This is a genomic window from Betaproteobacteria bacterium (assembly GCA_016720855.1).
In the GTDB taxonomy this organism is placed as follows: domain Bacteria; phylum Pseudomonadota; class Gammaproteobacteria; order Burkholderiales; family Usitatibacteraceae; genus FEB-7.
In genome coordinates this window covers 148,997-170,064 of the sequence record JADKJU010000005.1, presented here as the reverse complement: position 1 = coordinate 170,064, position 21,068 = coordinate 148,997, and the positions used below count along the sequence as shown (strand labels likewise).

Sequence of the window (21,068 nt, the reverse complement as noted above, 5' to 3'; positions counted from 1 at the left end):
GGAGGACATCACATGAGCATGCAAAGAAGGGATTTCCTCAGGGCGGGCGTGGCTGTTGCGGCCGCGGCCGGTCTCGCGGGATGCGCAGGCGTTCCCGGCGCCGGATCCAGGGCGCGCGTGGTGGTGGTCGGCGGCGGCTATGGCGGCGCAACGGCTGCCAAGTACATCCGGCTGTTCGATCCTTCGATCGAGGTCGTGCTGGTCGAGCCCAACGAGGTGTTCATCTCCTGCCCGGTCTCGAACCTCGTGCTGGGCGGCTTCAAGTCGATGAGCGACATCACGACCCCGTACACGGGCCTGGAGCGCAACCACGGCGTGCGGATCGTGCGGGACATGGCGACGGCGATCGACGTCGACAGGAAGCAGGTGCGACTGTCGAACGGGGATCCGATCTCCTTCGACCGGGTGATCGTTGCGCCCGGCATCGACTTCATCGACGGTGCGATTCCCGCGCTTGCCAGCGCCCAGGTGCAGGAGCGTGTGCTGCACGCATGGAAGGCCGGCCCGCAGACCGTGGCGCTGCGCCGCCAGCTCGAGGACATGCCTGACGGGGGCGTCTACATCCTGTCGGTTCCCGAGGCGCCGTACCGATGCCCTCCGGGTCCGTACGAACGCGCGTGCCAGGTGGCGGCCTACTTCAAGGCACGCAAGCCCAAGTCGAAGGTCCTCGTTCTCGACGCCAACGGCGACGTCACCTCGAAGGGGCCGCTCTTCAAGAAGGCCTGGGCGGAACTGTACAAGGGAATCGTGGAGTACCGGCCCAACAGCAAGGCAGTCGACATCGACCTGCGCACGGGTTCCGTGAAGCTGGAGCTCGAGGACGTGAAGGGCAACGTGCTCAACGTGGTTCCGCCGATGAAGGCCGGAAAGATCGCCGATGCATTCATCACGGCCAACAAGCGCTGGTGCGAGGTGGACTGGCTCACCTACGAGGCGAAGGCCGCGAAGGGCGTGCATCTGCTGGGCGATTCGACGCTGAGTGCCCCGGCGATGCCCAAGTCCGGGCACATGGCGAACGCTCACGGGAAGGCTTGTGCGGCGGCCGTGGTGGCGCTACTCAACGGCGAGGCGCCGAATCCGTCGCCCACGCTGAGCAACGTGTGCTACAGCTTCGTTTCCGACACTCAGGTGGTGCATGTGGCCTCCGTCCACAAGTACGACACCGGGGCGCGCACCATGAAGGCGGTGCCCGGATCCGGCGGCGTATCGGCAGCGAGAAACGAGCTCGAGGCGGGTTTCGCTATAAACTGGGCGCGAAACATCTGGGCGGATACCCTCACCTGAGGCGAGACGCCGGGAAATGCGAACGGGCCGCCCCATGGCGGCCCGTTTCTTTTCGTTCCGGGCGGGAATCAGGGCACCGAAGCGAGGTATTCCGAAAGCGCCTTGATCTCGAGTTCGGTGAGCTTCGAGGCGATCGCGTGCATCACCGCGTTGTCGTTGCTGCGCTCGCGCTTGGTGAATTGCCGGAGTTGCCCGTCCAGGTAGGACGCCTGCTGGCCCGCCAGCCGCGGCAGGGTGTCCGTGCCGTGCGCGGTCGGCCCGTGGCAACTCGCGCACGCCGCCACCCCCGAGTAGGAGTTGCCGTGCACGTACAGGTAGCGCCCGACCGCGGCGAGATCCGGGTTGGAAGGCGGGTGCGGATCGGCCTTCTGGGCGGCGAAGAACGCGCCGAGCGACTGCATTTCCGCTTCCGTGATCCCGGCCACCATGTCGTACATGGCCGTGCCCTTGCGGCGCCCCGACTGGAAGTCGCGCAGTTGCTTGGCGAGGTAGTTGGCGTTCTGGGTGGCCAGGCGCGGGAAGACCTCGCTGGAGCTTTCGCCATTCATCCCGTGGCACAGGAAGCAGCGGCCCGACACGATGCTGCGTGCCCGCTCGAGGTCGGACGCCATCGAGGCCGGCGGCCAGGCCAGGACCAGCAGAAGGGCCAGAACGGAGAATCTCACGGGGTGCCTCGGTCGGTAGCAGGACATTCCAGCAATGACCGGCGCGGCGGAAAATACGCAGCCTTCGAACCGACGCCGCGCTAGACTTTCCCTACTGCAATGAACATGACCGCAAATCCATCCTGGGGACCCACGCGCAGGCGCGGGGAGACTCGATGACCCGAAAGCGGATCCTGGTCCTGTTTCCCGACGAATGGGACCGCTGGGCGTGCGCCAGGCACGAAGCGGACAAGGACTTCCTTTTCGAGGGCTTCGACCTCTTCCGGTTTCCCGAGAACGCCCGGCTTTTCACGTTCGACGTCCAGCGTTTCGTGGACAGGCTCTTTCACCGCTACCGCAGCGCCGGCCTGGACGGCGTCCTGACCGCGGATGAGCAGTTCGGGTCCGTGGTCGCGCCGCTCCTTGCCTCGCGGCTGGGCCTGCCCCATACGCCGCTGATGGCCGTGCTGACGGCGCAGCACAAGTTCATGGCGCGGCAAGCGTTCCAGCAAGCCATTCCCGGGGCCAACCCGCGTTTTGGGCTCATCGACCGCGACTTTCGCCGGACGGGATCGACGCCGCTGCCGTTTCCGTTCTACGTGAAGCCCGTGAAGGCGACCTTCTCCGTGCTGGCGCGCCGAGTCGATTCCTTCGCGCAGCTCGACAGGCACCTGCGGTTCTCCTGGTTCGAGCAGGCGATCATCGAGCGCCTGGTGAAACCGTTCGGCGATGTCATGCGCCGGCACGCGACCTTCGAGGGGGAGGCATTCAGCATGATCGCCGAGGAGATCGTGGAGGGGCAGCAGGTGACGGTCAACGGGTTCGCGCGCGGGGGCAACATCACGATGCTGGGCGTGGTGGACTCGATCATGTATCCCGGCACCGACCAGTTCCAGCGTTTCCAGTATCCGTCGGCGTTGCCCGCGGACGTGCAGGAGCGCGCCGAGGCGGTGACCCGCCGTGCGCTGGCGGCCATCGGCTTCACGCACGGCATGTTCAACGTGGAACTGCGCATTTGCGAGAACACGGGGCAGGTGAAGCTGATCGAAATCAACCCCCGGACGTCGGGGCAGTTCTTCGACCTCTTCGAGCATGTTGACGGGTACAACCTGTTCGATGTGCTGCTCGCGATCGCTTCGGGCCAGGAGCCCGTCATCCGCCACCGCGAGGGCCGCAACCGGGTAGCGGCAAGCTTCGTGCTCCGCGACCTGCACGGCGAGGGCCTTTCGCGTTGGCCCCGCAAGGCAGAGATCGACGGGCTGCGCGAGCGTCATCCGCAGTCGCGAATCCTGGTCTTTCCGAAGCGGGGCGCCGGCCTGAGGCGCGAGCTCAAGTGGCTTTCCACCTACCGCTATGCGGTCATCAACCTGGGAGCGCCAAGTCCGACCGAGTTGTACTCGGCATTCGAGAGGATCCGCGCCGACATCGATTTCCATCCGCGCGGGCGGGCCGTGCCGGACCTCGATGGCTCGCCGGCGAGGGCCTCGTGGGACTGACTGCTCGCGCCGCCTTCAGTCGAGCAGCCAGGCGCTATCGAAGTGCGGGTTCGTCTTCGAAGCGAGGACATGGTCGCGCCACGCCCCGTCGATGAACAGGTAGTTGCGGGCGAATCCCTCGCGAATGAACCCGAGGCGATCCAGAAGGCGGGCGCTGCGCTCGTTCTCGGGCCGGAAGTTGGCCATGACGCGGTGCAGGCGAAGCTCGAGAAAGGCGTAGCCGATCGCCGCGGTGAGCGCTTCGTGCATGAGCCCGCAGCCTTCATGCCGGCGTGCCACCTGGTAGCCCAGCACGCAGGCGCGAAAAGGGCCCCTGGCGATCTGGGTGAAATTGCACGTACCCACAACCTCCGGCGCCATGGCGTGCCTGGCGAGCATGACCCATCTTGCCGTGACACCGGATTCGAACTCCCTTTCGAATACGGGAAGCTGTCTCGCCCAGTAACCCTCGACGAACTTGCCTGCGGGGGGCGTCGGCGACCAGCGGTCCAGGTGTCCCTCGAAGTTCTCCTCGTAGAAGCGGGCGAGGAGTTCCTCGAGCCCGGGCCGGGCGATGACCAGGCGCAGGCGCCCGGTCTCGATCTCGGGGAAGTCCACTGCAGCCCGTTTGCTGCGCGTCAGGCCGAGAACACGCGCCAGTGCTGCGGCCACCCTTCCGTCGGGGAGCGCTTGAAGCCGCTCTTGGCAAAGAGATGCCAGCGGCCGATCACGTAGGCGATGAGGGTCATGGCGTAGGCATTCACGTCCCAGTCAGCGGGCAGCTGGCTGGCCGTGACCGCGAGCCGCGTGCTCTGGCGAAGGCTCGCCTCGAGGCGCTCGACGAGCTGGTTCACGCGCGCCTGCAGGCGCTCGTCCTCGATCACCAGCGCGTCTCCCGTGAGGACGCGCGTCATGCCGGGATTCTTCTGCGCGAATCCGAGCAGCGCGACGACCGTCGCCTCGACCTGCTTCATCGCGTCGGGCTCGTCGGCCTGGATGCGGTTCACGAGCGTGAAGAGCGTCTGCTCGATGAATTCGATCAGCCCCTCGTACATCTGCGCCTTGCTTGCGAAGTGGCGGTACAGGGCCGCTTCGGAAACGTCGAGCCGCGCCGCGAGCAGCGCCGTCGTCACGCGTTCGGCCTTCGGCTCCTCCAGCATGGAGGCCAGCGTCTGCAGGATCTGGGCCTTGCGTTCCCCGGTCTTCGCCATGGGCTCTCCCTTGTTCAGCGGCGGCCGCCGAGGATCGACCCCAGCACGCCGCGAATGATGCGTCGCCCGACTTCGCTTCCCATCGCGCGGGCGGCGCTCTTGGCGGCGGCCTCGAGCGCCGTCTCGCGAGTCCTTGCCTTCGCGGCGTTGCCGCCGGGAAATCCGAGCTTGTCCAGGATGCCCCCGAACGCGCCGCCTCCCGTGCTCTCGCCCTGCGCGCGCTCGCCGGCGCGGGCGGCGAGCTTCTCGTAGGCCGATTCGCGATCGACTGCCTTCTCGTAATGGCCCGCCACCAGCGAGGATTCAATCACGTTCCGGCGCTCTGCGGGGGTGATCGGCCCGATGCGCGAGCGCGGCGGGATGACGAACGCGCGCTCCACCGGGCAGGGCCGGCCCTTCTCGTCGAGGAACGACACCAGCGCCTCGCCGACCCCGAGCTCCGTGATGGCCTTCTCGACATCGACCTTCGGGTTCGGGCGGAACGTGGTCGCTGCGGCCTTCACGGCCTGCTGGTCCCGCGGCGTGAAGGCGCGAAGCGCATGCTGCACCCGGTTGCCCAGCTGCCCCAGCACCGTGTCCGGGACGTCCAGCGGATTCTGCGTGACGAACCAGACCCCCACGCCCTTGGAGCGCACCAGGCGCACGACCTGCTCGATCCGGTCGAGGAGTTCCTTCGGGGCGTCGTTGAAGAGCAGGTGCGCCTCGTCGAAGAAGAAGACCAGCTTGGGCTTGTCCGGGTCACCCGCTTCAGGCAGCTGCTCGAAGAGTTCCGAGAGCAGCCACAGCAGCATCGTCGCGTAAACGCGCGGGCTGGCGAGCAGCTTGTCGGCGGCCAGGATGTTCACCACGCCCTTGCCGTCCACCGTCTGCATGAGGTCCTCGAGCGCGAGGACCGGTTCGCCGAAGAACTTCTCGCCACCCTGGGATTCGAGCGACAGGAGGCCGCGCTGGATGGCGCCGACGCTCGCGGTCGAGATGTTGCCGTACTGCGTCCGGAACTGCGCCGCATTGTCCCCGGCGTACTGCAGGAGCGCGCGAAGGTCCTTCAGGTCGAGGAGGGCGAGCCCGCCGTCGTCGGCGATCTTGAACACGGCGGCCAGCACGCCGGATTGCGTCTCGTTCAGGTTGAGAATGCGCGCGAGCAGGAGCGGGCCCATCTCGCAGATCGTGGCGCGAACCGGGTGCCCCTGATCGCCGAAGACATCCCAGAAATCGACGGGAAAGGCGAGGGGCGAATGGTCGCGAAGGCCGAGCATCTTCACGCGCTCTGCCACCTTGGGATTGGATCCGCCGGATTCGGCGAGTCCGGCGAGGTCGCCCTTCACGTCGGCCATGAACACGGGCACGCCGATCGAGCTCAGCGCTTCCGCAAGCGCCTGGAGCGTCACCGTCTTGCCGGTTCCGGTCGCGCCCGAGATGAGGCCATGGCGGTTGGCCATGCCTGGAAGCAGGCCCAGATCAACGCCGGATTTCGCGACGACAAGAGGGGGCAGCACGGGGCGGGTTCGAAGGGGAAGACGGTGCGAGGATGTTACCATTAGCCCCTTCGAAACTGAATTCGCGGCGAAGACCCATGGCAGGCCACAGCAAGTGGGCGAACATCCAGCACCGCAAGGGTCGCCAGGACGCCAAGCGCGGCAAGATCTTCACCCGCCTCATCAAGGAAATCACGGTCGCCGCGAGAATGGGCGGGGGCGACCCCGACATGAATCCGCGGCTGAGACTCGCGGTGGACAAGTCGAACGAGAACAACGTGCCCAAGGACAACATCGAGCGCGCCATCAAGCGCGGCACCGGTGACCTGGAGGGCGTGAACTACGAGGAAATCCGCTACGAAGGCTACGGCATCGGCGGCGCCGCCGTGGTCGTGGACTGCCTGACCGACAATCGCACGCGCACGGTGGCCGACGTCCGGCACGCGTTTTCGAAGCACGGCGGCAACCTGGGCACCGACGGGTCTGTGGTCTTCCTGTTCAAGCACTGCGGGCAGCTCGTCTTCGCGCCGGGCACCAGCGAGGAGAGACTGCTCGAAGTGGCCCTCGAAGCCGGGGCGGAGGACGTCGTCACGAACGACGACGGCTCGATCGAGGTGCTCACCGGTCCCCACGAGTTCGCGGCCGCGAAGGCTGCGCTCGAGAAGGCGGGCCTCAAGGCGGAGCTCGCCGACGTGACGATGAAGCCCCTGAACGAGACCGCGCTCGGCGGTGACGAGGCGGCGCGCATGCAACGGCTCCTGGACGCGCTGGAGTCCCTCGACGACGTGCAGGAGGTGTACACCACCGCGGCCTTGGACGAGGCGGCGTAGGGGCGTGGTCGAGGCGCGGTCGAGGGACGAGCCGTCAACCGGTCATGCGGCCGGGCCGGGAAGGACTTCCCTGCGCATCCTCGGGATCGACCCGGGCCTTCGCGTCACTGGGTTCGGGGTGATCGGCCGCGAGGGCCAGCGCCTGGAGTACGTGACGAGCGGCTGCATCCGCACGCGCGAGAAGGGCGAGCTTCCGGAACGCATCCGCACGATTCTCGACGGCCTGGCGGAGGTGATCGCCACGCACCACCCCGACCATGTCGCCATCGAAAAGGTCTTCGTGAACGTGAACCCGCAATCGACGCTGCTGCTGGGCCAGGCCAGGGGCGCGGCCGTCTCGGCGGCCGTGCTGGCGAACCTGCCGGTCGCCGAGTACACGGCGCTGCAGGTCAAGCAGGCGGTGGTGGGCAAGGGGCACGCGCACAAGGAACAGGTGCAGGAGATGGTCAAGCGCTTGCTCAATCTCGCCGGCTACCCCTCGGCCGACGCGGCCGACGCTCTCGCCTGCGCCATCTGCCACGCCCACGGGGGGCTGGGGCTGGGGGCGTTGCCGACCCAGGGTCTCAGGATGCGCGGCGGCAGGCTCGCATGATCGGGCGAATCGCCGGGACGCTCGTGGAGAAGAACCCGCCGCAAGTGGTGGTCCTGGCCAGCGGCGTGGGCTACGAGATCGACGTGCCGATGAGCACGTTCTACAACCTGCCGAAGACGGGCGAGGCGGTCGAGCTCCTCACGCACCTCGTGGTCCGCGAGGACGCGCACCTGCTCTTCGGGTTCCTCACGGCCGGCGAGCGAACGGCCTTCCGCCAGCTCCTCAAGGTGAGCGGCGTCGGCCCCAAGGTGGCGCTGTCGGTGCTGTCCGGGCTCTCGGTGGACGACCTGGCGGCCGCGGTTGCCTCGGATGACGCGGCGCGCCTCACCCGCGTCCCGGGCATCGGCAAGAAGACGGCGGAGCGGCTCGTCCTCGAGTTGCGCGACAAGCTGCCCTCGACGCTCCCCGCGGCGAAGGCTTCCGCACCGCACGCCTCGGACGTCCTCAATGCGCTGCTCTCCCTTGGCTATAATGCCCGCGAGGCATCGATCGCGATCCGCGACCTGCCGCCGGACCTGACGCTTGCAGATTCCATCCGCCAGGCACTGAAGGTGCTCGCCAAGCCGTGATCGAAACCGACCGCCTGATCGCCGGCGCCCCGGCTTCGCCTCAGGAAGAAGGCGAGGAGAGGGCGCTTCGCCCCCGCCAGCTCGCCGAGTACGTCGGGCAGGTGAAGATTCGCGAGCAGCTCGAGATCTTCATCTCCGCGGCGCGCAATCGCGGCGAGGCGCTCGACCACGCGCTCCTCTTCGGTCCGCCGGGCCTGGGCAAGACCACGCTTGCGCACATCATCGCGCGCGAAATGGGCGTGAACCTGCGCCAGACCTCGGGCCCGGTGCTCGAGCGACCGGGGGACCTGGCCGCGATCCTCACCAACCTCGAGCCGCGCGACGTGCTCTTCATCGACGAGATCCACCGGCTGAGCCCCATCGTCGAGGAGATCCTCTACCCCGCGCTGGAGGACTACCAGATCGACATCATGATCGGCGAGGGGCCGGCGGCCAGGAGCGTGAAGCTCGACTTGCCGCCCTTCACGCTGGTGGGGGCGACCACACGCGCCGGCATGCTGACCAACCCGCTTCGCGACCGCTTCGGGATCGTCGCGCGGCTGGAGTTCTATTCCCCCGAGGAGCTTCAGCGCATCGTCACGCGCTCCTCCGGCCTGCTCGCGATGGCGATCGAGGTGGAAGGGGCGACCGAGATCGCGCGGCGCTCCCGCGGGACGCCACGCATCGCCAATCGCCTCCTCAGGCGCGTGCGCGACTTCGCTGAGGTGAAGTTCGACGGCCGCGTCACCGCGGAGGTGGCCGACATGGCGCTGCGCATGCTCGACGTGGACGGTATCGGGCTCGACCTCCAGGACCGGAAGCTCCTGCTCGCCATCGTGGAGAAATTCGGCGGAGGGCCCGTCGGCGTGGACAACCTTGCCGCGGCGATCGGGGAAGAGCGCGACACCATCGAGGACGTGCTCGAGCCCTTCCTCATCCAGCAGGGCTACCTCCAGCGCACCCCGCGCGGGCGCATGGCCACCGCACTCACCTACCAGCACTTCGGGCTCGCGGGAGGGCCGGCGCCGGGCGGAGGGCTCTTCCGATGACGAAGATCCCGGTGAAGCCCCGGCTGCAGCCTGAGCTCTTCGTCTATTCCTTCCCGGTCCGCGTGTACTTCGAGAACACGGACGCCGGTGGGGTCGTCTATCACGGCGAGTACCTCAAGTTCCTCGAGCGCGCGCGCACCGAGTGGATGCGCCACCTCGGGTTCGACCACCAGGCGCTCGCCAGGAACCATCGCATCGTTTTCGTGGTCACCCAGGCGGCGGTCGAGTTCGTGAATCCCGCGCGGCTCGACGACATCGTGGTGGCAAGCGTCCAGCTCGAGTCGCTCGGCAAGGTTCGCTGCGTCTTCGCGCAGGAGATCCGCCGCGAGGACGACGTGCTGGTGCGCGCCAAGATCACGGTGGCGAGCGTGACGGGGGATAACTTCAAGCCCGCCGAAATTCCCGAGGCCCTGCGTCGCAAGATGCAGGCCTCACTCTAGGAAAGCCGAGGAAAGCATGATCGTAAGCCACGACCTGACCATCCTCGCGATGATCGTGAACGCGAGCATCGTCGTGAAGGCCGTCATGGCGGTCCTGGTGCTCGCCTCCCTCTTCTCGTGGACCTACATCTTCATGAAGGTCTTCGCGCTGCGCCGGGCCCACCGCCAGGCGGAGGCCTTCGAGCGCGAGTTCTGGAGCGGCACAGACCTGGTGGGCCTTTACCAGCGGGCCGCCGGCGGTCGCTACGTCGCGGCGGGCATGGAGCGGATCTTCGAGGCAGGCTTCAAGGAGTACCTGAAGCTCAAGGGGCGGGCCGGCGCCGACGTTACCGCGCTGATGGACGGCACGCGCCGCGCCATGAAGGCCACGCTGCAGCGCGAGGTCGATTCACTGGAGTCCCACCTTTCCTTCCTGGCGACGGTCGGTTCGGTGAGCCCGTACATCGGCCTCTTCGGCACGGTGTGGGGAATCATGAATGCTTTCCGCGGCCTGTCGAACGTGGCCCAAGCCACGCTCGCGCAGGTGGCGCCCGGGATCGCGGAGGCGCTGGTGGCCACCGCGATCGGGCTCTTCGCGGCCATCCCGGCGGTGATCGCCTACAACCGCTTCGCGCACGACATCGACCGGCTCGCGGGCCGCTACGAGAGCTTCATGGAGGAGCTTTCGAACATCCTGCAGCGCCAGGCCCACCAGCCGGAGCGATAGATGCGCCGGCGCCGCGCGATGAGCGAGATCAACGTCGTGCCCTACATCGACGTGATGCTGGTGCTGCTCATCATCTTCATGGTGGCCGCCCCGCTCATCAATCCGGGCCAGATCGACCTGCCGCAGGTGGGCTCGAAGCTCGATCCTGCGGTGGCGCCGCTCGAGGTGCGCGTGCGCGTGAACGGCGAACTCTTCGTCGTGGACCGCTCGCGGTCCCCGGACGAACTCCTCGTGAAGCGGCCACAGCTCCTCGAAATCGTGCGCGCGGCGCAGCAGGCCAACGCCGGCCAGGCGGTGGTGATCGCCGGCGACCGCAACGTGCGATACGAGGAAGTCCTCAAGGTGATGGACATTCTGCAGCAGGGGCAGGTGAAGCGCGTGGGCCTTCTCGCGCGCCCGGCTCCCTAACGGGTCCCTCGTGAAGGCGCCGGCAGAAGCGCACGAACGGCCCCGCCAGCCGGGGAGAATCCGCTCGATCGTCCTCGCGGTTGTGGTCCACGCGGCCTTCTTTGCGCTGATCGTCTTCGGAGTGTCCTGGCAGAGCCGGCCCACGCCGCCGCTCCAGGCCGAATTGTGGGACAAGCTTCCTCCGGGGCCTCCCGCCGCGACGCGGAAGTCCGAGCCGGTGCCTGCGAAACCGGAAAGCGCACCGGAGCCGCCGAAGGTCGAACCGAAGCCCGAGCCCAAACCGGAGCCCGTGAAGTCCGAACCTCCCAAGGCGGAGCCGAAACCCGAGCCGCCGAAACCCGACGCGGCCATCTCGGAGAAGAAAGCGCGGGAAAAGAAGGAACGCGAGAAGAAGGAGCTGGAGAAGCAGGAGCTGGAGAAGAAGACTCGGGAAGCCAAGGCGGTGGCGCAGGCGAAGGCGGTCGCAGACGCGAAGGCGGCGGCCGATGCCAAGGCAAGGGCCACGGCGAAGGCGGCAGCGGAGGCCAAATCGAAAGCCGATGCCGAGGCGAAGGCCGCGGCGGAAGCGGCGAGCCAGGTTCGCCTGTCGGAAATCGATCGTTACCGCGGGCGCATCCGCGATAAGATCCGCGGCAAGGCCAACGTTCCGGATACGGTCAAGGGGCAGCCGGAGGTGCAGGTGCGCATCACGATCCTGCCGGGCGGTGAAGTGCTCGATATCGTCATCGTGAAGTCCAGCGGAAATCGCGTGTACGACACGGCCATCGAGCGCGCGATCCGAAGTGCCCAGCCCCTGCCGGTTCCCAGCGACCCGGAACTTTTTGGCCAGTTCCGAAGCCTTACCCTGAATATCCAGCACGAACGCTAGCCGGGCCCCGGGCCCGCCGAGGGCCCCAAGAGCATGAATAGATTCCTACTCGCCGTCCTGCTCGCATGCCTCGCGTTCGCCGCGCGGGCGCAGCTCACCATCGACATCACCACGTCTGGAGGTCGGCAGATCCCGATCGCGGTCCTGCCGTTCGCAGGCGAGGGGGCCCAGCCGCAACCGGTCAGCACCGTGGTCGGCGCGGATCTCGCGCGCACCGGCCTCTTCCGGCTCGTGAACGCCGTCGGCGTGAGTCCCGTGCCCACCGAGCCATCGGAAGTGAACTTCGTGGACTGGCAGGCGCGTTCCTCCGAGGCGCTCGTCATCGGCAAGATCGAGCCGCAGGCCGACGGCCGGGTGGAAGTGCGCTTCCGGCTCTTCGACGTCCAGAAGCAGTCGCAGCTCGCGAGTTTTTCCTACGTCGTGGCGCCCGCCCAGCTTCGCGCCACGGCCCACCGCATCGCCGACGTGATCTACGAGAAGCTCACGGGCGAGAAGGGCGTGTTCTCCACCAAGATCACCTACGTGGTGAAGCGCGGCAAGCGCTTCGAGCTGCAGGTGTCGGACGCCGACGGAGCCGGCGCGCAGACGGTGCTCGCCTCGAACGAGCCCATCATCTCGCCCGCGTGGTCGCCCGACGGCAGCCGCATCGCCTACGTGTCCTTCGACCAGAAGAAGCCGGTGGTGGTGGTGCAGAACCTCGCGCAGGGCACGACCCGCGTCGTGGCCAACTATTGGGGCAACAACAGCGCGCCGGCCTGGTCGCCAGACGGCTCGCGGCTTGCCGTGACCCTCACGCGCGACGACATCTCGCAGATCTACGTGATCCCGGCCGCCGGCGGCGAGCCCAGGCGCATGGCGGTCACGCCCGCCATCGACACCGAGGCCTGCTTCTCGCCCGACGGGAAATGGATCGCGTTCACGTCCGACCGCGGGGGCTCTCCGCAGATCTACCGCATGCCATCGGAGGGCGGCCCGGCACAGCGCCTGTCGTTCGAGGGCACCTACAACGTGCGCCCGCGCTTCAGCCCCGACGGCAAGTCGATCGCGTTCGTGCAGCGAGAGTCCGGGAAGTACCGCATCGCGGTGCTCGAGATCGCCACTGGCCAGGTGACCGTCCTCACCGACGGCACGCTGGACGATTCGCCCAGCTACGCGCCCAACGGCAAGATGATCCTTTACGAGGCGCAGGCCAACGGGCGCGGCCAACTCGCCGCGGTGTCGAGCGACGGGCGCGTGCGCCAGCGCCTCGTGTCGTCAACCGGCGACGTCCGCGATCCCGCGTGGGGCCCGTTGCTTACGAACTGAGCGGGGCGCAGAATCCCGCTGTCCTCTATCCACACGCCATACCAGAAGGAGTCAGCCGTGAAAAAGATTGCCTTGAGCATAGCGATGGCCGCCCTCGTCGCCGCCTGCAGCAGCCAGGACGTGAAGAAGGAGGTGCCCGTTGCCGATCGCACGACACCGGCAACCACCCAGCCGACGACCGCCGCCACGACCACGTCGCCCGCGACGCAGCCGATCATCACGGCGAACCCGCTCACGGATCCGAAGAACATCCTGTCCAAGCGAAGCGTCTATTTCGACTTCGACTCCAACGCGGTGAAGGACGAGTATCGCGGCGTGGTGCAGGCGCATGCGAAGTACATGGTGGAGAAGAAGGACACCAAGATCCGGGTCGAGGGCAACTGCGACGAGCGCGGAAGCCGCGAATACAACCTCGCCCTGGGCCAGCGCCGCGCCGAGGCGGTGAAGAAGGTGATGACCGTGCTGGGCGTGCAGGAAGGTCGCATCGAGACGGTGAGTTTCGGTGAAGAGAAGCCCGCCGCGACCGGGCACGACGAGGCGGCGTGGGCCCAGAACCGGCGCGACGACATCAAGTATGCCGGCGAGTAGCATCCGCCTTGCGGCGGCGGCGATCGCCTTTGCCGCCGCTGGCCTCGCCCAGGCCGGATTGTTCGACGATGACGAGGCGAGAAAACGGATCGACGACATCCGCGCCGCGCAGGAGAAAAGCGCCCGCGAGACGTCCGAGCGCATCGGCCGTCTCGAGGAGAGCGTTCGCAACATCGGCGTGGTGGACCTGCTTCGCCAGATCGAGGGGCTCAACGCGGAGATCGCCCGCCTGCGCGGCAGCATCGAGGTGCTGGCCAACCAGAACGAGCAGATCCAGAAGCGCCAGCGCGATTTCTATCTCGACCTCGACTCGCGGCTGAAGCGGCTCGAGGGAGGCGGCGCGCCCGCACAGGGTGCCGCTGCCCCGGCATCCGCGACCCCGCCCGCGGAGCCGGTAGCCGCCATTGCCAAGCCGCAATCGAAGGACGACCAGGCGCGCGAGGTGAAGACCTACGACGCAGCCTCGAACCTCTTTCGCCGCAACGACTTCGCCTCGGCGTCGGAAGCGTTCCGCGCCTTCCTCAAGGATTTCCCGCAGAGCGCGCTTGCGCCCAACGCCACGTACTGGATCGGCATCTGCCAGGCGAACCTGAAGGACTACAAGGGCGCTCTCGCCACGCAGGAAGGGCTTCTTGCCCACTATCCGCAGTCGCCCAAGGCGCCCGACGCGCTTCTCGCCATCGCCGCGGTCCAGACCGAGCAGGGCGATGGGGGCTCCGCGCGCAATACGCTCGAGGACATCATCGCCCGCTACCCCACCTCGGAAGCGGCCGGGAAGGCCCGCACGCGCCTGGCGGCGACGCGACGCTAGGGGGGCGCGATGGAGAACGCCGTCGTCCTCGTTTCCGGAGGGCTCGACTCCGCAACCGTGCTCGCCATGGCCCGCACCGAGGGGTGGCGCTGCCACGCGCTCTCGGTGGACTACGGCCAGCGCCACCGGGCCGAGCTGGTTGCCGCGGCCGAAGTGGCGCGAGCCCTCGGCGCCGCCGAGCACAGGACCATTCGGGTGGATCTCGGAGTGTTCGGCGGCTCAGCGCTGACCGATCCGGCAATCGCCGTCCCGACGGCGCCATCTTCCGGCATCCCCATCACCTATGTCCCGGCCCGGAACACGATCCTGCTGTCGCTCGCCCTTGCGTACGCCGAGGTGATCCGGGCGGACGCGATCTTCACCGGCGCCAACGCGGTCGATTATTCGGGCTATCCCGACTGCCGGCCGGAGTACTTCGCCGCCTTCGAGGCCATGGCCAATCTCGCGACGAAGCGGGCGGTGGAGGGCTCGCCCATCGCGGTGCGTTCCCCGATCGTCCACCTGGGCAAGGCCGAGATCGTGCGCCGCGGCCACGAGCTGGGCGTGGACTTCGCCCTCACCGTTTCCTGCTACGACGCCGATGCGCAGGGGCGCGCCTGCGGCCGATGCGATTCCTGCCGGCTTCGCCGGGACGGATTCGCGCGGGCCGGTCTCCCCGACCCGACGCGCTACCATCCTGCCGCGGAACGATAGCCTCCTCCCCACTTGGGTATCGGGGCCTAGCCCATCGGAGGGATGGGCCAGCGCAGGGGTGCCCCCAATAATGGCCCGGAAAATCGGGAGACCCGCATGAGTTCCGCCTCGAACCTTCCCACCCTTGTCGCGTTGTCCGGCTTCGGCATCGCATTCGTCTTCGGCGCGGTCGCCCAGCGCACGAATTTCTGCACGATGGGCGCGATTTCCGACGTCGTGAACATGGGCAGCTGGGGCCGCATGCGCATGTGGATGCTCGCGATGGCCGTCGCGATCGCCGGGGCCACGGCGCTGCACCTCACGGGCACGGTGGACCTCTCGAAGTCGATCTATACCCGGCCCGGCCTGGCCTGGCTGTCCTTCCTGGTGGGCGGGTTCGTCTTCGGCGTCGGCATGACGCTGGGCTCGGGATGCGGGAACAAGACGCTGCTGCGCATCGGCGCAGGAAGCCTCAAGTCGGTCGTGGTCCTTGCCTTCCTCGCGATCTCGGCCTACATGACGATCAAGGGACTCTTCGCAATCTGGCGTGTGACCTGGCTCGACCCGGTGAGCTTGGATCTCGCTTCGCGCGGCGTGGCCGGGCAGGACCTGCCGTCGATCGCCTCGGCCCTCTTCGGGGTCGAGCGCAAGGCTGCCTACGTCGGCGTCGCTTCCGTGGCGGTCGTGGCGCTGGTCGCCTTCATCTTCAAGGATCGTGATTTCCGCGGCAACTTCGACCACATCCTCGGCGGCGTCGTGCTGGGAGCGGCCATCGTGGCCGGTTGGTACGTGACCGGGCACATCGGGTTCGGCGAGAACCCGGATACCCTCGAGAACACCTTCTTCGGCACCAACAGCCGCACGATCGAGTCGCTCTCCTTCGTGGCGCCGGCCGCCTACCTCCTCGAGATCCTGCTGCTGTGGAGCGACAAGTCGCTCGCCTTCACCTTCGGCATCGCGCTGGGCCTCGGGGTGATCGCGGGCTCGGCGACCTACGCGCTTGCGACACGCACTTTCCGGTGGGAAGGATTCGTCTCCGCGGAGGACACCGCCAACCACGTGGTGGGCGGCATCCTGATGGGGTTCGGGGGCGTGACGGCGCTCGGGTGCACCATCGGCCAGGGCATCACCGGCATCTCCACGCTGGCCCTGGGCTCGGTCTTGACGACCCTCGCCATCGTCGCGGGCTCCTGGGCCACCATGAAATACCAGGTCTGGCGCCTTGAGCGGGAGGCTTGAGAGGCCTCCGGTTTGACCCGAACTCCCGCGGAAAGCTATAATTTCCCGCTTTCCGGGGCGTTAGCTCAGTTGGTAGAGCAGCGGACTTTTAATCCGTTGGTCGGCGGTTCGAATCCGCCACGCCCTACCAAGATTCCCGTCGAAGGCGTTCCTCCTTCCTCCCCCGGTTCCGGGCTGTTAGCTCAGTTGGTAGAGCAGCGGACTCTTAATCCGTTGGTCGCAAGTTCGAATCTTGCACGGCCCACCAGTTTTCTCAGGGACTTAGGCGCGAGCCTAGGTCCCTTTTTTGCTTTGGTGGCGACTGCCACACTCACGCGTGAAAACAGGGATGAAATGTCGATAGTTGTCCCCAATATGTTTCCCGCAATTGGGCTGCTACCCCTCAGAATCGATTGACCCGAGCATCCGCTCCCATTCGCCCTCATTCTTGTGCGAGCTGAGTGCTACTGAACTTTCGCTATCGAGGGCGGACACATTCAATCAATAGCTGCAGACTCAGCATCGGGCCTATTCATCTGGGAACAGCTTCGCGAAGTGGGACGGAGCATGCCGTCGGAGAAAGTCGTTTAGCCGTTGCACCTCATCTGCCGAAAGAGGGCGATCGAATTCTGTCGGATCCTTTGTTTTCAGGCTCATTCCCTTGTATTCACGCAATGGAGCCGCCGGATTGCGCTTCCAAAGTTCTAAGTTGTATTGAGTAGCCATTAATTCAATATGAATATTTGCTCCAGGCAAGGCTCGCGTTAGAACGCGCCGATCTCCTTACTTGATCAGTCTAGCCCGTAAGTATTTCAAAGATTCGAATGGACTCATCCTTTCCCTTGACTCGTACGTCCCCAAGGTCTCGCGCGTTCACTTGAATGGTTAGCTGCTTCTTTGTCGATTCAGAAATGATGATATGACTCGAATGATCCTTATTCAGTTGCTCGAGTCTCGCTGCCGCGTTTACCGCGTCGCCGATCACCGTGTAGTCGAAACGCTTGGACGAACCCATATTGCCAACCGTGGCGATCCCTAGGTTGATGCCAATGCCGATGTCGAACACCGGATGGCTGGCGGCCCTCCATGTGTCCTGAAGTGCCCGGAGCCTGCCCATCATCGCGCAGGCGGCGCGAACAGCCCTGTCGGCTTGATCCTTCTGGTCAATCGGCGCACCCCAGAATGCCATGATGGCATCGCCAATGTATTTGTCGACGATTCCGTCCTCGCGCAGGACTTCCTCCGTCATCGCCTCGAAGTATTCCTGGAGGAGTTGGGTCAGCGTCTGGGGAGGAAGCTTCTCGGCCAGTGTAGTGAATGACCGGATATCGGCAAATAGGATCGTTACCTCCCTACGCTGACCGCCGAGGGAAACCTTGCCGGGCTCGGACAGGATCGCCTCGAGAATCTTTGGGGAGAGGTACTTCTGGAAGGCCTGCTTGAGCGAGCGTCGCTCCTTCTCCTGCCGTGAGAAGTACCAGCCCGAGAGCGCCAGAAAGATCGCGAAGGACGCTGCCGCAAGCGATAGAGCGAAGATGAGTTCGTCTTCCAGAACTCTCATTTCCTTTGACACGTTCCTCGGAAATATGATCCGGCCCACGGAATTGCCAGTCTTATCGGTGAGCGCCGAATACAAGACGATGTACGGTTCATTCTCGAGCGCCATCGTCCGGACTCCCCTGGTTCGGTCTCCGATTGCCATGGGGTCGGTCCTTAGGGGAATGCGACCATTCGCAGTTACAAGCTCACCGTGGTCGTCTAGTACCGCCCAATTCAGGCTGTTGTCGAACACGCTAGGATTGATGTGCATGAATTCTGAGCGTGTGCTCCCGACGCGGGAGAGATTCCTTCTAAGCACTTCGGGTGCATCCGCTACCGGCTCGAATTCAGAAATTCCCAAGAGCAGTAGTGACCTGCCTGGGTTTTTCGGACCGATCATAACTTGAGAGAATGGCTCCTGCTCTGCCAAGAGGAGCCCATGAAGAAAAGCCGATTTACAGAAGAACAGATGGTCGCGATGTTGCGCGAGGCCGACCGGACTACGATTGCCGACGTATCGCGCAAGTACAAGGTCAGCGACCAGACGTTGTACAGCTGGCGCAAGCGTTTCGGACAACTCCAGCCTGCGGACGTCAAACGGCTGCGCGCCCTGGAGCCGAGAACGCCAAGTTGAAACGCATGCTCGCCGAGCGGGAAATGGCGATCGATACCCTGAAGGAAATCAACCGGCGAAAGTGGTAAGCCCGCAGGCGCGTCGTGAGCAGGTTGTGTTGGCCGTGCAGCGCGGCCACTCGACCAGACGTGCGTGCGGGCTGATTGGCGTGGCGCGATCGATGATGGGATACCGGTCGATTCGAGCCGAAAGAGACGTGCCGGCGATTTCGGCCATGCGCAGGCTCTCGGCGCAGTATCCGCGCTATGGCTATCGGCGCATCCGGATCTTTCTGGGACGCGAGGGCCACGGGATGGGGCCAGAACGAGCCCATCGCCTCTGGAAGTCGGCAGGACTGCAACTGCCGCGGCGCCGGCCGCGACGCCGCATTGCGACGAGCCGCCCGCGTCCCTTGCCGCCCCAAGCCCCGAACCATGTCTGGGCCTATGACTTCGTGTTCGACGCCTGCGCCAACGGCCAGCAGATCAAGTGCCTGACGGTAGTCGATGAATTTACCGGGAATGCCTCGCGATCGACGTAGCCGGGAGCATCCGCTCGAATCGAGTGATCGAGGTGCTCTCGCGCCTGGTGAGTCTGCACGGAGCGCCGACGGCCTTGCGTTCCGACAACGGCCCCGAATTCGTCAGCCGCGCCATTCTCGAGTGGCTGACGCGCTCCGGCATCCATACGGCCCACATTGATCCCGGAAAGCCTTGGCAAAACGGCACCGACGAGAGTTTCAACGGGAAATTCCGGGACGAGTGCCTGAGCCTCAGTGGTTCCGAAGCCGCGAGGGCCCGCGTCGTGATCGAGCAGTGGCGCCGACACTTCAACCATGTGCGTCCGCATTCGAGTCACGACTACCTCACGCCCGTTGAATTCAAGCTACGCTACGATTCCACAACCGCGGGGGCCATTTCCAAGTTATGAATGGCCCGGAAATCCCCATGCAGGTCAGCAGTTCGAAATCCTCGGCTAGGTCCTCGGTGCCAAGGGCAAGAAGCGCAGCGTTCGGGTTATCGGAACTCGCCGCCTTCCGAAAGGGTTCGAGTACGCCCGTATATTTCAGCACCATCGCCGCCTGAGCCAGAAAGGGAAGTTCGTAATATGAGCCTCATCCAAATAGCGCGGTCTCGAACTTCGCAAGGACCTCAGGCTTTGTTCCGAGTAGCGCACGCGCCTCCGCAAATTCCCGATCAATCCCGGTATAGAGATCGAGAAACCCCAGGATCTGTTCGGAGGTGAGTTTTCCTTGTGCTAACCACTGGGATACCATTGCCGCGTTCATTGCTAGCCTCTATCCAACTTACCGCGCTCCCTCGCTTTGCACCGAATCGTCTATAAGTCCAATAAGAAACGCGCTGCACAGAGACGTGTAGAAGAACGACGTTTCCAACGAGGACTTCAGTCTGACAGGAAGGCCAAGCAGAGGCGCCGGGCGGCTTCTGGCTTCCAATCCCACAAGGCAACGTCCAAATTTGCTACCCAGAGTCTACGCGCGGACTCCGGAAACACGATTGAGCTAGTCGTCCCGGAGGTGCTAGATCTAATCAACAATCATGACGAAACCGCGCGGTTCATGAAAGACATCCGCCGATTGGTGAATGACGGACATCGGGTCGGCCTGAATTTTGACAAAACGAAGGATATTCGACCGTCTGCGCTTATTCGACTCCTGGCGGAAATCGATATGCGTTGGTCCCACCGCACGCGCGGCACGCTAAGTGGAACGTATCCACTTGATCCAAAGATTGAAGAGATGATGCAGCGCACGGGTTTTTTCCAGCTCCTCAAGATCCCCGAAAGAAAGTCGCTAAAGCCACGAAGATACCCGTTGGAGTACATCCGTTTCCATAGTGGCCACAAGGCGTCAGGTAACGACGTCAAGAAATTTAGGACGGACTTGTTTGGCGAAGACATTCAGTTTCATACTCCAGCCCGCAGAAGGTTCTTTCGCGCGATAACGGAAGCTATGTTGAACGCTTCTCAGCATGCCTATACAAGACCTCACATGGCGGCAGAGCGGCTAAGTAGCAAATGGTGGCTCAATGGCCGAATAGACAGACGTTGGAGACAAATGACCATCACCTTTTGCGACTTAGGCGTTGGCATTCCAGCAACACTTCCGAGGCTGTATCCACTTGAGCGAATCCGGCAGGTCTTGAACCTGATTCCCTTAATGATCCCTGACGATGGTCAAATGATCATGGCCGGCATGACGATTGGACGCACTCAAACCGGCCGGAAGAGTCGCGGAAAAGGGTTGAACGATATGCGGAAACTCATCGAGCAAGCCGGGGACGGGGAGTTGCAGATATTTAGCCGAAAAGGCCTTTACCAGTACTCACCTAAGACCGGCGATAAAATGCAGAACTTTTCTCGTTCAATTGATGGGACCATAATTGAATGGAAGGTACCCCTCCATGCAATTGTTGACTGGGTTGGAGACGAAAGCGATGACGCCACGGACGCTGAGTGACACGATCGTTGTGGCCCGGGAGTTTAGCGACACACCGGCCGGAAGGTATCCAGAAGACGGCGACTTTAGTGGTCAGCGGTTTCGGAAGGATTACCTTGTTCCAGCATTGAAGAAGTTTCAAATCGTGACGGTTGACCTCGACGGAATGGAAGGATACGGATCCTCGTTTCTCGAGGAGGCTTTCGGGGGGCTGGTTCGAGAAGAGGGCTTTGCGCCAAAGGAACTTCACGAGCGGCTCAAGCTCAAGTCGCTGGAGGACGAAAGCGTAATTCCCGAGATCTGGGAATACATCGACGAGCCGTCGAAATAGCAC

General features: G+C 64.9%; 23 protein-coding genes, 2 tRNA genes and 1 pseudogene. 20 read left to right on the top strand and 6 right to left on the bottom strand.

What is annotated here, in order from left to right:
- Nucleotides 1–18: 18 nt before the first annotated feature.
- Nucleotides 19–1,284: an FAD-dependent oxidoreductase gene (locus IPP91_18615; protein MBL0144053.1), complete on the top strand. Its 1,266-nt coding sequence runs from the start codon at nt 19–21 to the stop codon at nt 1,282–1,284.
- A 68-nt stretch (nt 1,285–1,352) separates the two neighbouring features.
- On the opposite strand, the gene IPP91_18610 is transcribed toward IPP91_18615, so the two are convergent.
- The gene (locus IPP91_18610) at nt 1,353–1,895 is read right to left on the bottom strand and encodes a cytochrome c4 (GenBank protein MBL0144052.1); all 543 of its coding nucleotides are present in this window, start codon (nt 1,893–1,895) and stop codon (nt 1,353–1,355) included.
- Between the two features lie 209 nt (nt 1,896–2,104).
- On the opposite strand from IPP91_18610, the gene IPP91_18605 reads away from it, so the two are divergent.
- Complete coding sequence (locus tag IPP91_18605) at nt 2,105–3,424, top strand: ATP-grasp domain-containing protein (GenBank protein MBL0144051.1); 1,320 nt, start codon at nt 2,105–2,107, stop codon at nt 3,422–3,424.
- 15 nt (nt 3,425–3,439) lie between these two features.
- Here the strand turns inward: IPP91_18605 and IPP91_18600 are convergent, their stop codons facing one another.
- From IPP91_18600 to IPP91_18590, 3 genes are read right to left on the bottom strand one after another with little or no spacing between them, the layout of a single operon-like run.
- The gene (locus tag IPP91_18600) at nt 3,440–4,021 is read right to left on the bottom strand and encodes a GNAT family N-acetyltransferase (GenBank protein MBL0144050.1); all 582 of its coding nucleotides are present in this window, start codon (nt 4,019–4,021) and stop codon (nt 3,440–3,442) included.
- A gap of 20 nt (nt 4,022–4,041) precedes the next feature.
- Nucleotides 4,042–4,614 (bottom strand): nucleoid occlusion factor SlmA, encoded by a 573-nt coding sequence (gene slmA / locus IPP91_18595; protein MBL0144049.1) that lies wholly within the window; start codon nt 4,612–4,614, stop codon nt 4,042–4,044.
- Nucleotides 4,615–4,628: 14 nt separating this feature from the next.
- A complete protein-coding gene (locus IPP91_18590; GenBank protein MBL0144048.1) occupies nt 4,629–6,110 on the bottom strand; it encodes a DUF853 family protein in 1,482 nt (493 codons plus the stop codon).
- Between the two features lie 77 nt (nt 6,111–6,187).
- Here IPP91_18590 and IPP91_18585 point away from each other — a divergent pair, with 77 nt between their 5' ends.
- The 15 genes from IPP91_18585 (at nt 6,188) to IPP91_18515 (ending at nt 16,392) form a co-directional block, all read left to right on the top strand.
- Nucleotides 6,188–6,919 carry a YebC/PmpR family DNA-binding transcriptional regulator gene (locus IPP91_18585; protein ID MBL0144047.1) on the top strand — a complete coding sequence of 244 codons (732 nt, stop codon included), beginning with the start codon at nt 6,188–6,190 and terminating at the stop codon, nt 6,917–6,919.
- Between the two features lie 70 nt (nt 6,920–6,989).
- Nucleotides 6,990–7,511 (top strand): crossover junction endodeoxyribonuclease RuvC, encoded by a 522-nt coding sequence (ruvC, locus tag IPP91_18580; protein ID MBL0144046.1) that lies wholly within the window; start codon nt 6,990–6,992, stop codon nt 7,509–7,511.
- Nucleotides 7,508–8,080 carry a Holliday junction branch migration protein RuvA gene (gene ruvA / locus IPP91_18575; protein ID MBL0144045.1) on the top strand — a complete coding sequence of 191 codons (573 nt, stop codon included), beginning with the start codon at nt 7,508–7,510 and terminating at the stop codon, nt 8,078–8,080. The genes ruvC and ruvA overlap by 4 nt, the downstream gene beginning before the upstream one ends.
- Nucleotides 8,077–9,108 (top strand): Holliday junction branch migration DNA helicase RuvB, encoded by a 1,032-nt coding sequence (ruvB, locus tag IPP91_18570; GenBank protein ID MBL0144044.1) that lies wholly within the window; start codon nt 8,077–8,079, stop codon nt 9,106–9,108. Before ruvA ends, ruvB begins: the two co-directional genes overlap by 4 nt.
- The gene (gene ybgC, locus IPP91_18565) at nt 9,105–9,548 is read left to right on the top strand and encodes a tol-pal system-associated acyl-CoA thioesterase (GenBank protein ID MBL0144043.1); all 444 of its coding nucleotides are present in this window, start codon (nt 9,105–9,107) and stop codon (nt 9,546–9,548) included. Before ruvB ends, ybgC begins: the two co-directional genes overlap by 4 nt.
- Nucleotides 9,549–9,564: 16 nt before the next feature.
- Entirely contained in the window at nt 9,565–10,254 is a 690-nt protein-coding gene (tolQ, locus tag IPP91_18560; protein MBL0144042.1) for a protein TolQ, read from the top strand.
- Nucleotides 10,255–10,662 (top strand): protein TolR, encoded by a 408-nt coding sequence (tolR, locus tag IPP91_18555; protein MBL0144041.1) that lies wholly within the window; start codon nt 10,255–10,257, stop codon nt 10,660–10,662.
- Nucleotides 10,663–10,672: 10 nt separating this feature from the next.
- Complete coding sequence (gene tolA, locus IPP91_18550) at nt 10,673–11,530, top strand: cell envelope integrity protein TolA (protein ID MBL0144040.1); 858 nt, start codon at nt 10,673–10,675, stop codon at nt 11,528–11,530.
- A gap of 33 nt (nt 11,531–11,563) precedes the next feature.
- Nucleotides 11,564–12,835: a Tol-Pal system protein TolB gene (tolB, locus tag IPP91_18545; protein ID MBL0144039.1), complete on the top strand. Its 1,272-nt coding sequence runs from the start codon at nt 11,564–11,566 to the stop codon at nt 12,833–12,835.
- Nucleotides 12,836–12,919: 84 nt separating this feature from the next.
- Complete coding sequence (gene pal / locus IPP91_18540; protein MBL0144038.1) at nt 12,920–13,423, top strand: peptidoglycan-associated lipoprotein Pal; 504 nt, start codon at nt 12,920–12,922, stop codon at nt 13,421–13,423.
- Nucleotides 13,410–14,234, top strand: coding sequence for a tol-pal system protein YbgF (ybgF, locus tag IPP91_18535; GenBank protein MBL0144037.1), 825 nt, complete (start codon nt 13,410–13,412; stop codon nt 14,232–14,234). Before pal ends, ybgF begins: the two co-directional genes overlap by 14 nt.
- A gap of 9 nt (nt 14,235–14,243) precedes the next feature.
- The gene (gene queC, locus IPP91_18530) at nt 14,244–14,927 is read left to right on the top strand and encodes a 7-cyano-7-deazaguanine synthase QueC (GenBank protein MBL0144036.1); all 684 of its coding nucleotides are present in this window, start codon (nt 14,244–14,246) and stop codon (nt 14,925–14,927) included.
- A 96-nt stretch (nt 14,928–15,023) separates the two neighbouring features.
- The gene (locus IPP91_18525) at nt 15,024–16,145 is read left to right on the top strand and encodes a YeeE/YedE family protein (GenBank protein MBL0144035.1); all 1,122 of its coding nucleotides are present in this window, start codon (nt 15,024–15,026) and stop codon (nt 16,143–16,145) included.
- 54 nt (nt 16,146–16,199) lie between these two features.
- Nucleotides 16,200–16,275, top strand: a tRNA-Lys gene (locus tag IPP91_18520).
- Between the two features lie 41 nt (nt 16,276–16,316).
- A tRNA-Lys gene (locus tag IPP91_18515) sits at nt 16,317–16,392 on the top strand.
- A gap of 528 nt (nt 16,393–16,920) precedes the next feature.
- Here IPP91_18515 and IPP91_18510 read toward each other — a convergent pair.
- The gene (locus tag IPP91_18510) at nt 16,921–17,790 is read right to left on the bottom strand and encodes an adenylate/guanylate cyclase domain-containing protein (protein ID MBL0144034.1); all 870 of its coding nucleotides are present in this window, start codon (nt 17,788–17,790) and stop codon (nt 16,921–16,923) included.
- A gap of 312 nt (nt 17,791–18,102) precedes the next feature.
- On the opposite strand from IPP91_18510, the pseudogene IPP91_18505 reads away from it, so the two are divergent.
- Nucleotides 18,103–19,206 (top strand): annotated as a pseudogene (locus IPP91_18505) (IS3 family transposase).
- Between the two features lie 184 nt (nt 19,207–19,390).
- Here IPP91_18505 and IPP91_18500 read toward each other — a convergent pair.
- Entirely contained in the window at nt 19,391–19,564 is a 174-nt protein-coding gene (locus IPP91_18500; GenBank protein ID MBL0144033.1) for a hypothetical protein, read from the bottom strand.
- Between the two features lie 291 nt (nt 19,565–19,855).
- On the opposite strand from IPP91_18500, the gene IPP91_18495 reads away from it, so the two are divergent.
- Nucleotides 19,856–20,755, top strand: a complete 900-nt coding sequence (locus IPP91_18495; GenBank protein ID MBL0144032.1) for a hypothetical protein — start codon at nt 19,856–19,858, stop codon at nt 20,753–20,755.
- Nucleotides 20,733–21,065: an STAS-like domain-containing protein gene (locus IPP91_18490; GenBank protein MBL0144031.1), complete on the top strand. Its 333-nt coding sequence runs from the start codon at nt 20,733–20,735 to the stop codon at nt 21,063–21,065. The genes IPP91_18495 and IPP91_18490 overlap by 23 nt, the downstream gene beginning before the upstream one ends.
- Nucleotides 21,066–21,068 lie beyond the last annotated feature (3 nt).

Excerpts from the sequence above, each read along its gene's own strand:
- IPP91_18615 (MBL0144053.1), top strand. The coding sequence starts at position 19 with ATGCAAAGAAGGGATTTCCTCAGGGCGGGCGTGGCTGTTGCGGCCGCG.
- IPP91_18610 (MBL0144052.1), bottom strand. The coding sequence starts at position 1,895 with ATGGCGTCCGACCTCGAGCGGGCACGCAGCATCGTGTCGGGCCGCTGC.
- IPP91_18605 (MBL0144051.1), top strand. The coding sequence starts at position 2,105 with ATGACCCGAAAGCGGATCCTGGTCCTGTTTCCCGACGAATGGGACCGC.
- slmA (MBL0144049.1), bottom strand. The coding sequence starts at position 4,614 with ATGGCGAAGACCGGGGAACGCAAGGCCCAGATCCTGCAGACGCTGGCC.
- IPP91_18585 (MBL0144047.1), top strand. The coding sequence starts at position 6,188 with ATGGCAGGCCACAGCAAGTGGGCGAACATCCAGCACCGCAAGGGTCGC.
- ruvA (MBL0144045.1), top strand. The coding sequence starts at position 7,508 with ATGATCGGGCGAATCGCCGGGACGCTCGTGGAGAAGAACCCGCCGCAA.
- ybgC (MBL0144043.1), top strand. The coding sequence starts at position 9,105 with ATGACGAAGATCCCGGTGAAGCCCCGGCTGCAGCCTGAGCTCTTCGTC.
- tolQ (MBL0144042.1), top strand. The coding sequence starts at position 9,565 with ATGATCGTAAGCCACGACCTGACCATCCTCGCGATGATCGTGAACGCG.
- tolR (MBL0144041.1), top strand. The coding sequence starts at position 10,255 with ATGCGCCGGCGCCGCGCGATGAGCGAGATCAACGTCGTGCCCTACATC.
- tolB (MBL0144039.1), top strand. The coding sequence starts at position 11,564 with ATGAATAGATTCCTACTCGCCGTCCTGCTCGCATGCCTCGCGTTCGCC.
- pal (MBL0144038.1), top strand. The coding sequence starts at position 12,920 with ATGGCCGCCCTCGTCGCCGCCTGCAGCAGCCAGGACGTGAAGAAGGAG.
- ybgF (MBL0144037.1), top strand. The coding sequence starts at position 13,410 with ATGCCGGCGAGTAGCATCCGCCTTGCGGCGGCGGCGATCGCCTTTGCC.
- queC (MBL0144036.1), top strand. The coding sequence starts at position 14,244 with ATGGAGAACGCCGTCGTCCTCGTTTCCGGAGGGCTCGACTCCGCAACC.
- IPP91_18525 (MBL0144035.1), top strand. The coding sequence starts at position 15,024 with ATGAGTTCCGCCTCGAACCTTCCCACCCTTGTCGCGTTGTCCGGCTTC.
- IPP91_18510 (MBL0144034.1), bottom strand. The coding sequence starts at position 17,790 with ATGGCGCTCGAGAATGAACCGTACATCGTCTTGTATTCGGCGCTCACC.
- IPP91_18500 (MBL0144033.1), bottom strand. The coding sequence starts at position 19,564 with ATGAACGCGGCAATGGTATCCCAGTGGTTAGCACAAGGAAAACTCACC.
- IPP91_18495 (MBL0144032.1), top strand. The coding sequence starts at position 19,856 with ATGAAAGACATCCGCCGATTGGTGAATGACGGACATCGGGTCGGCCTG.
- IPP91_18490 (MBL0144031.1), top strand. The coding sequence starts at position 20,733 with ATGACGCCACGGACGCTGAGTGACACGATCGTTGTGGCCCGGGAGTTT.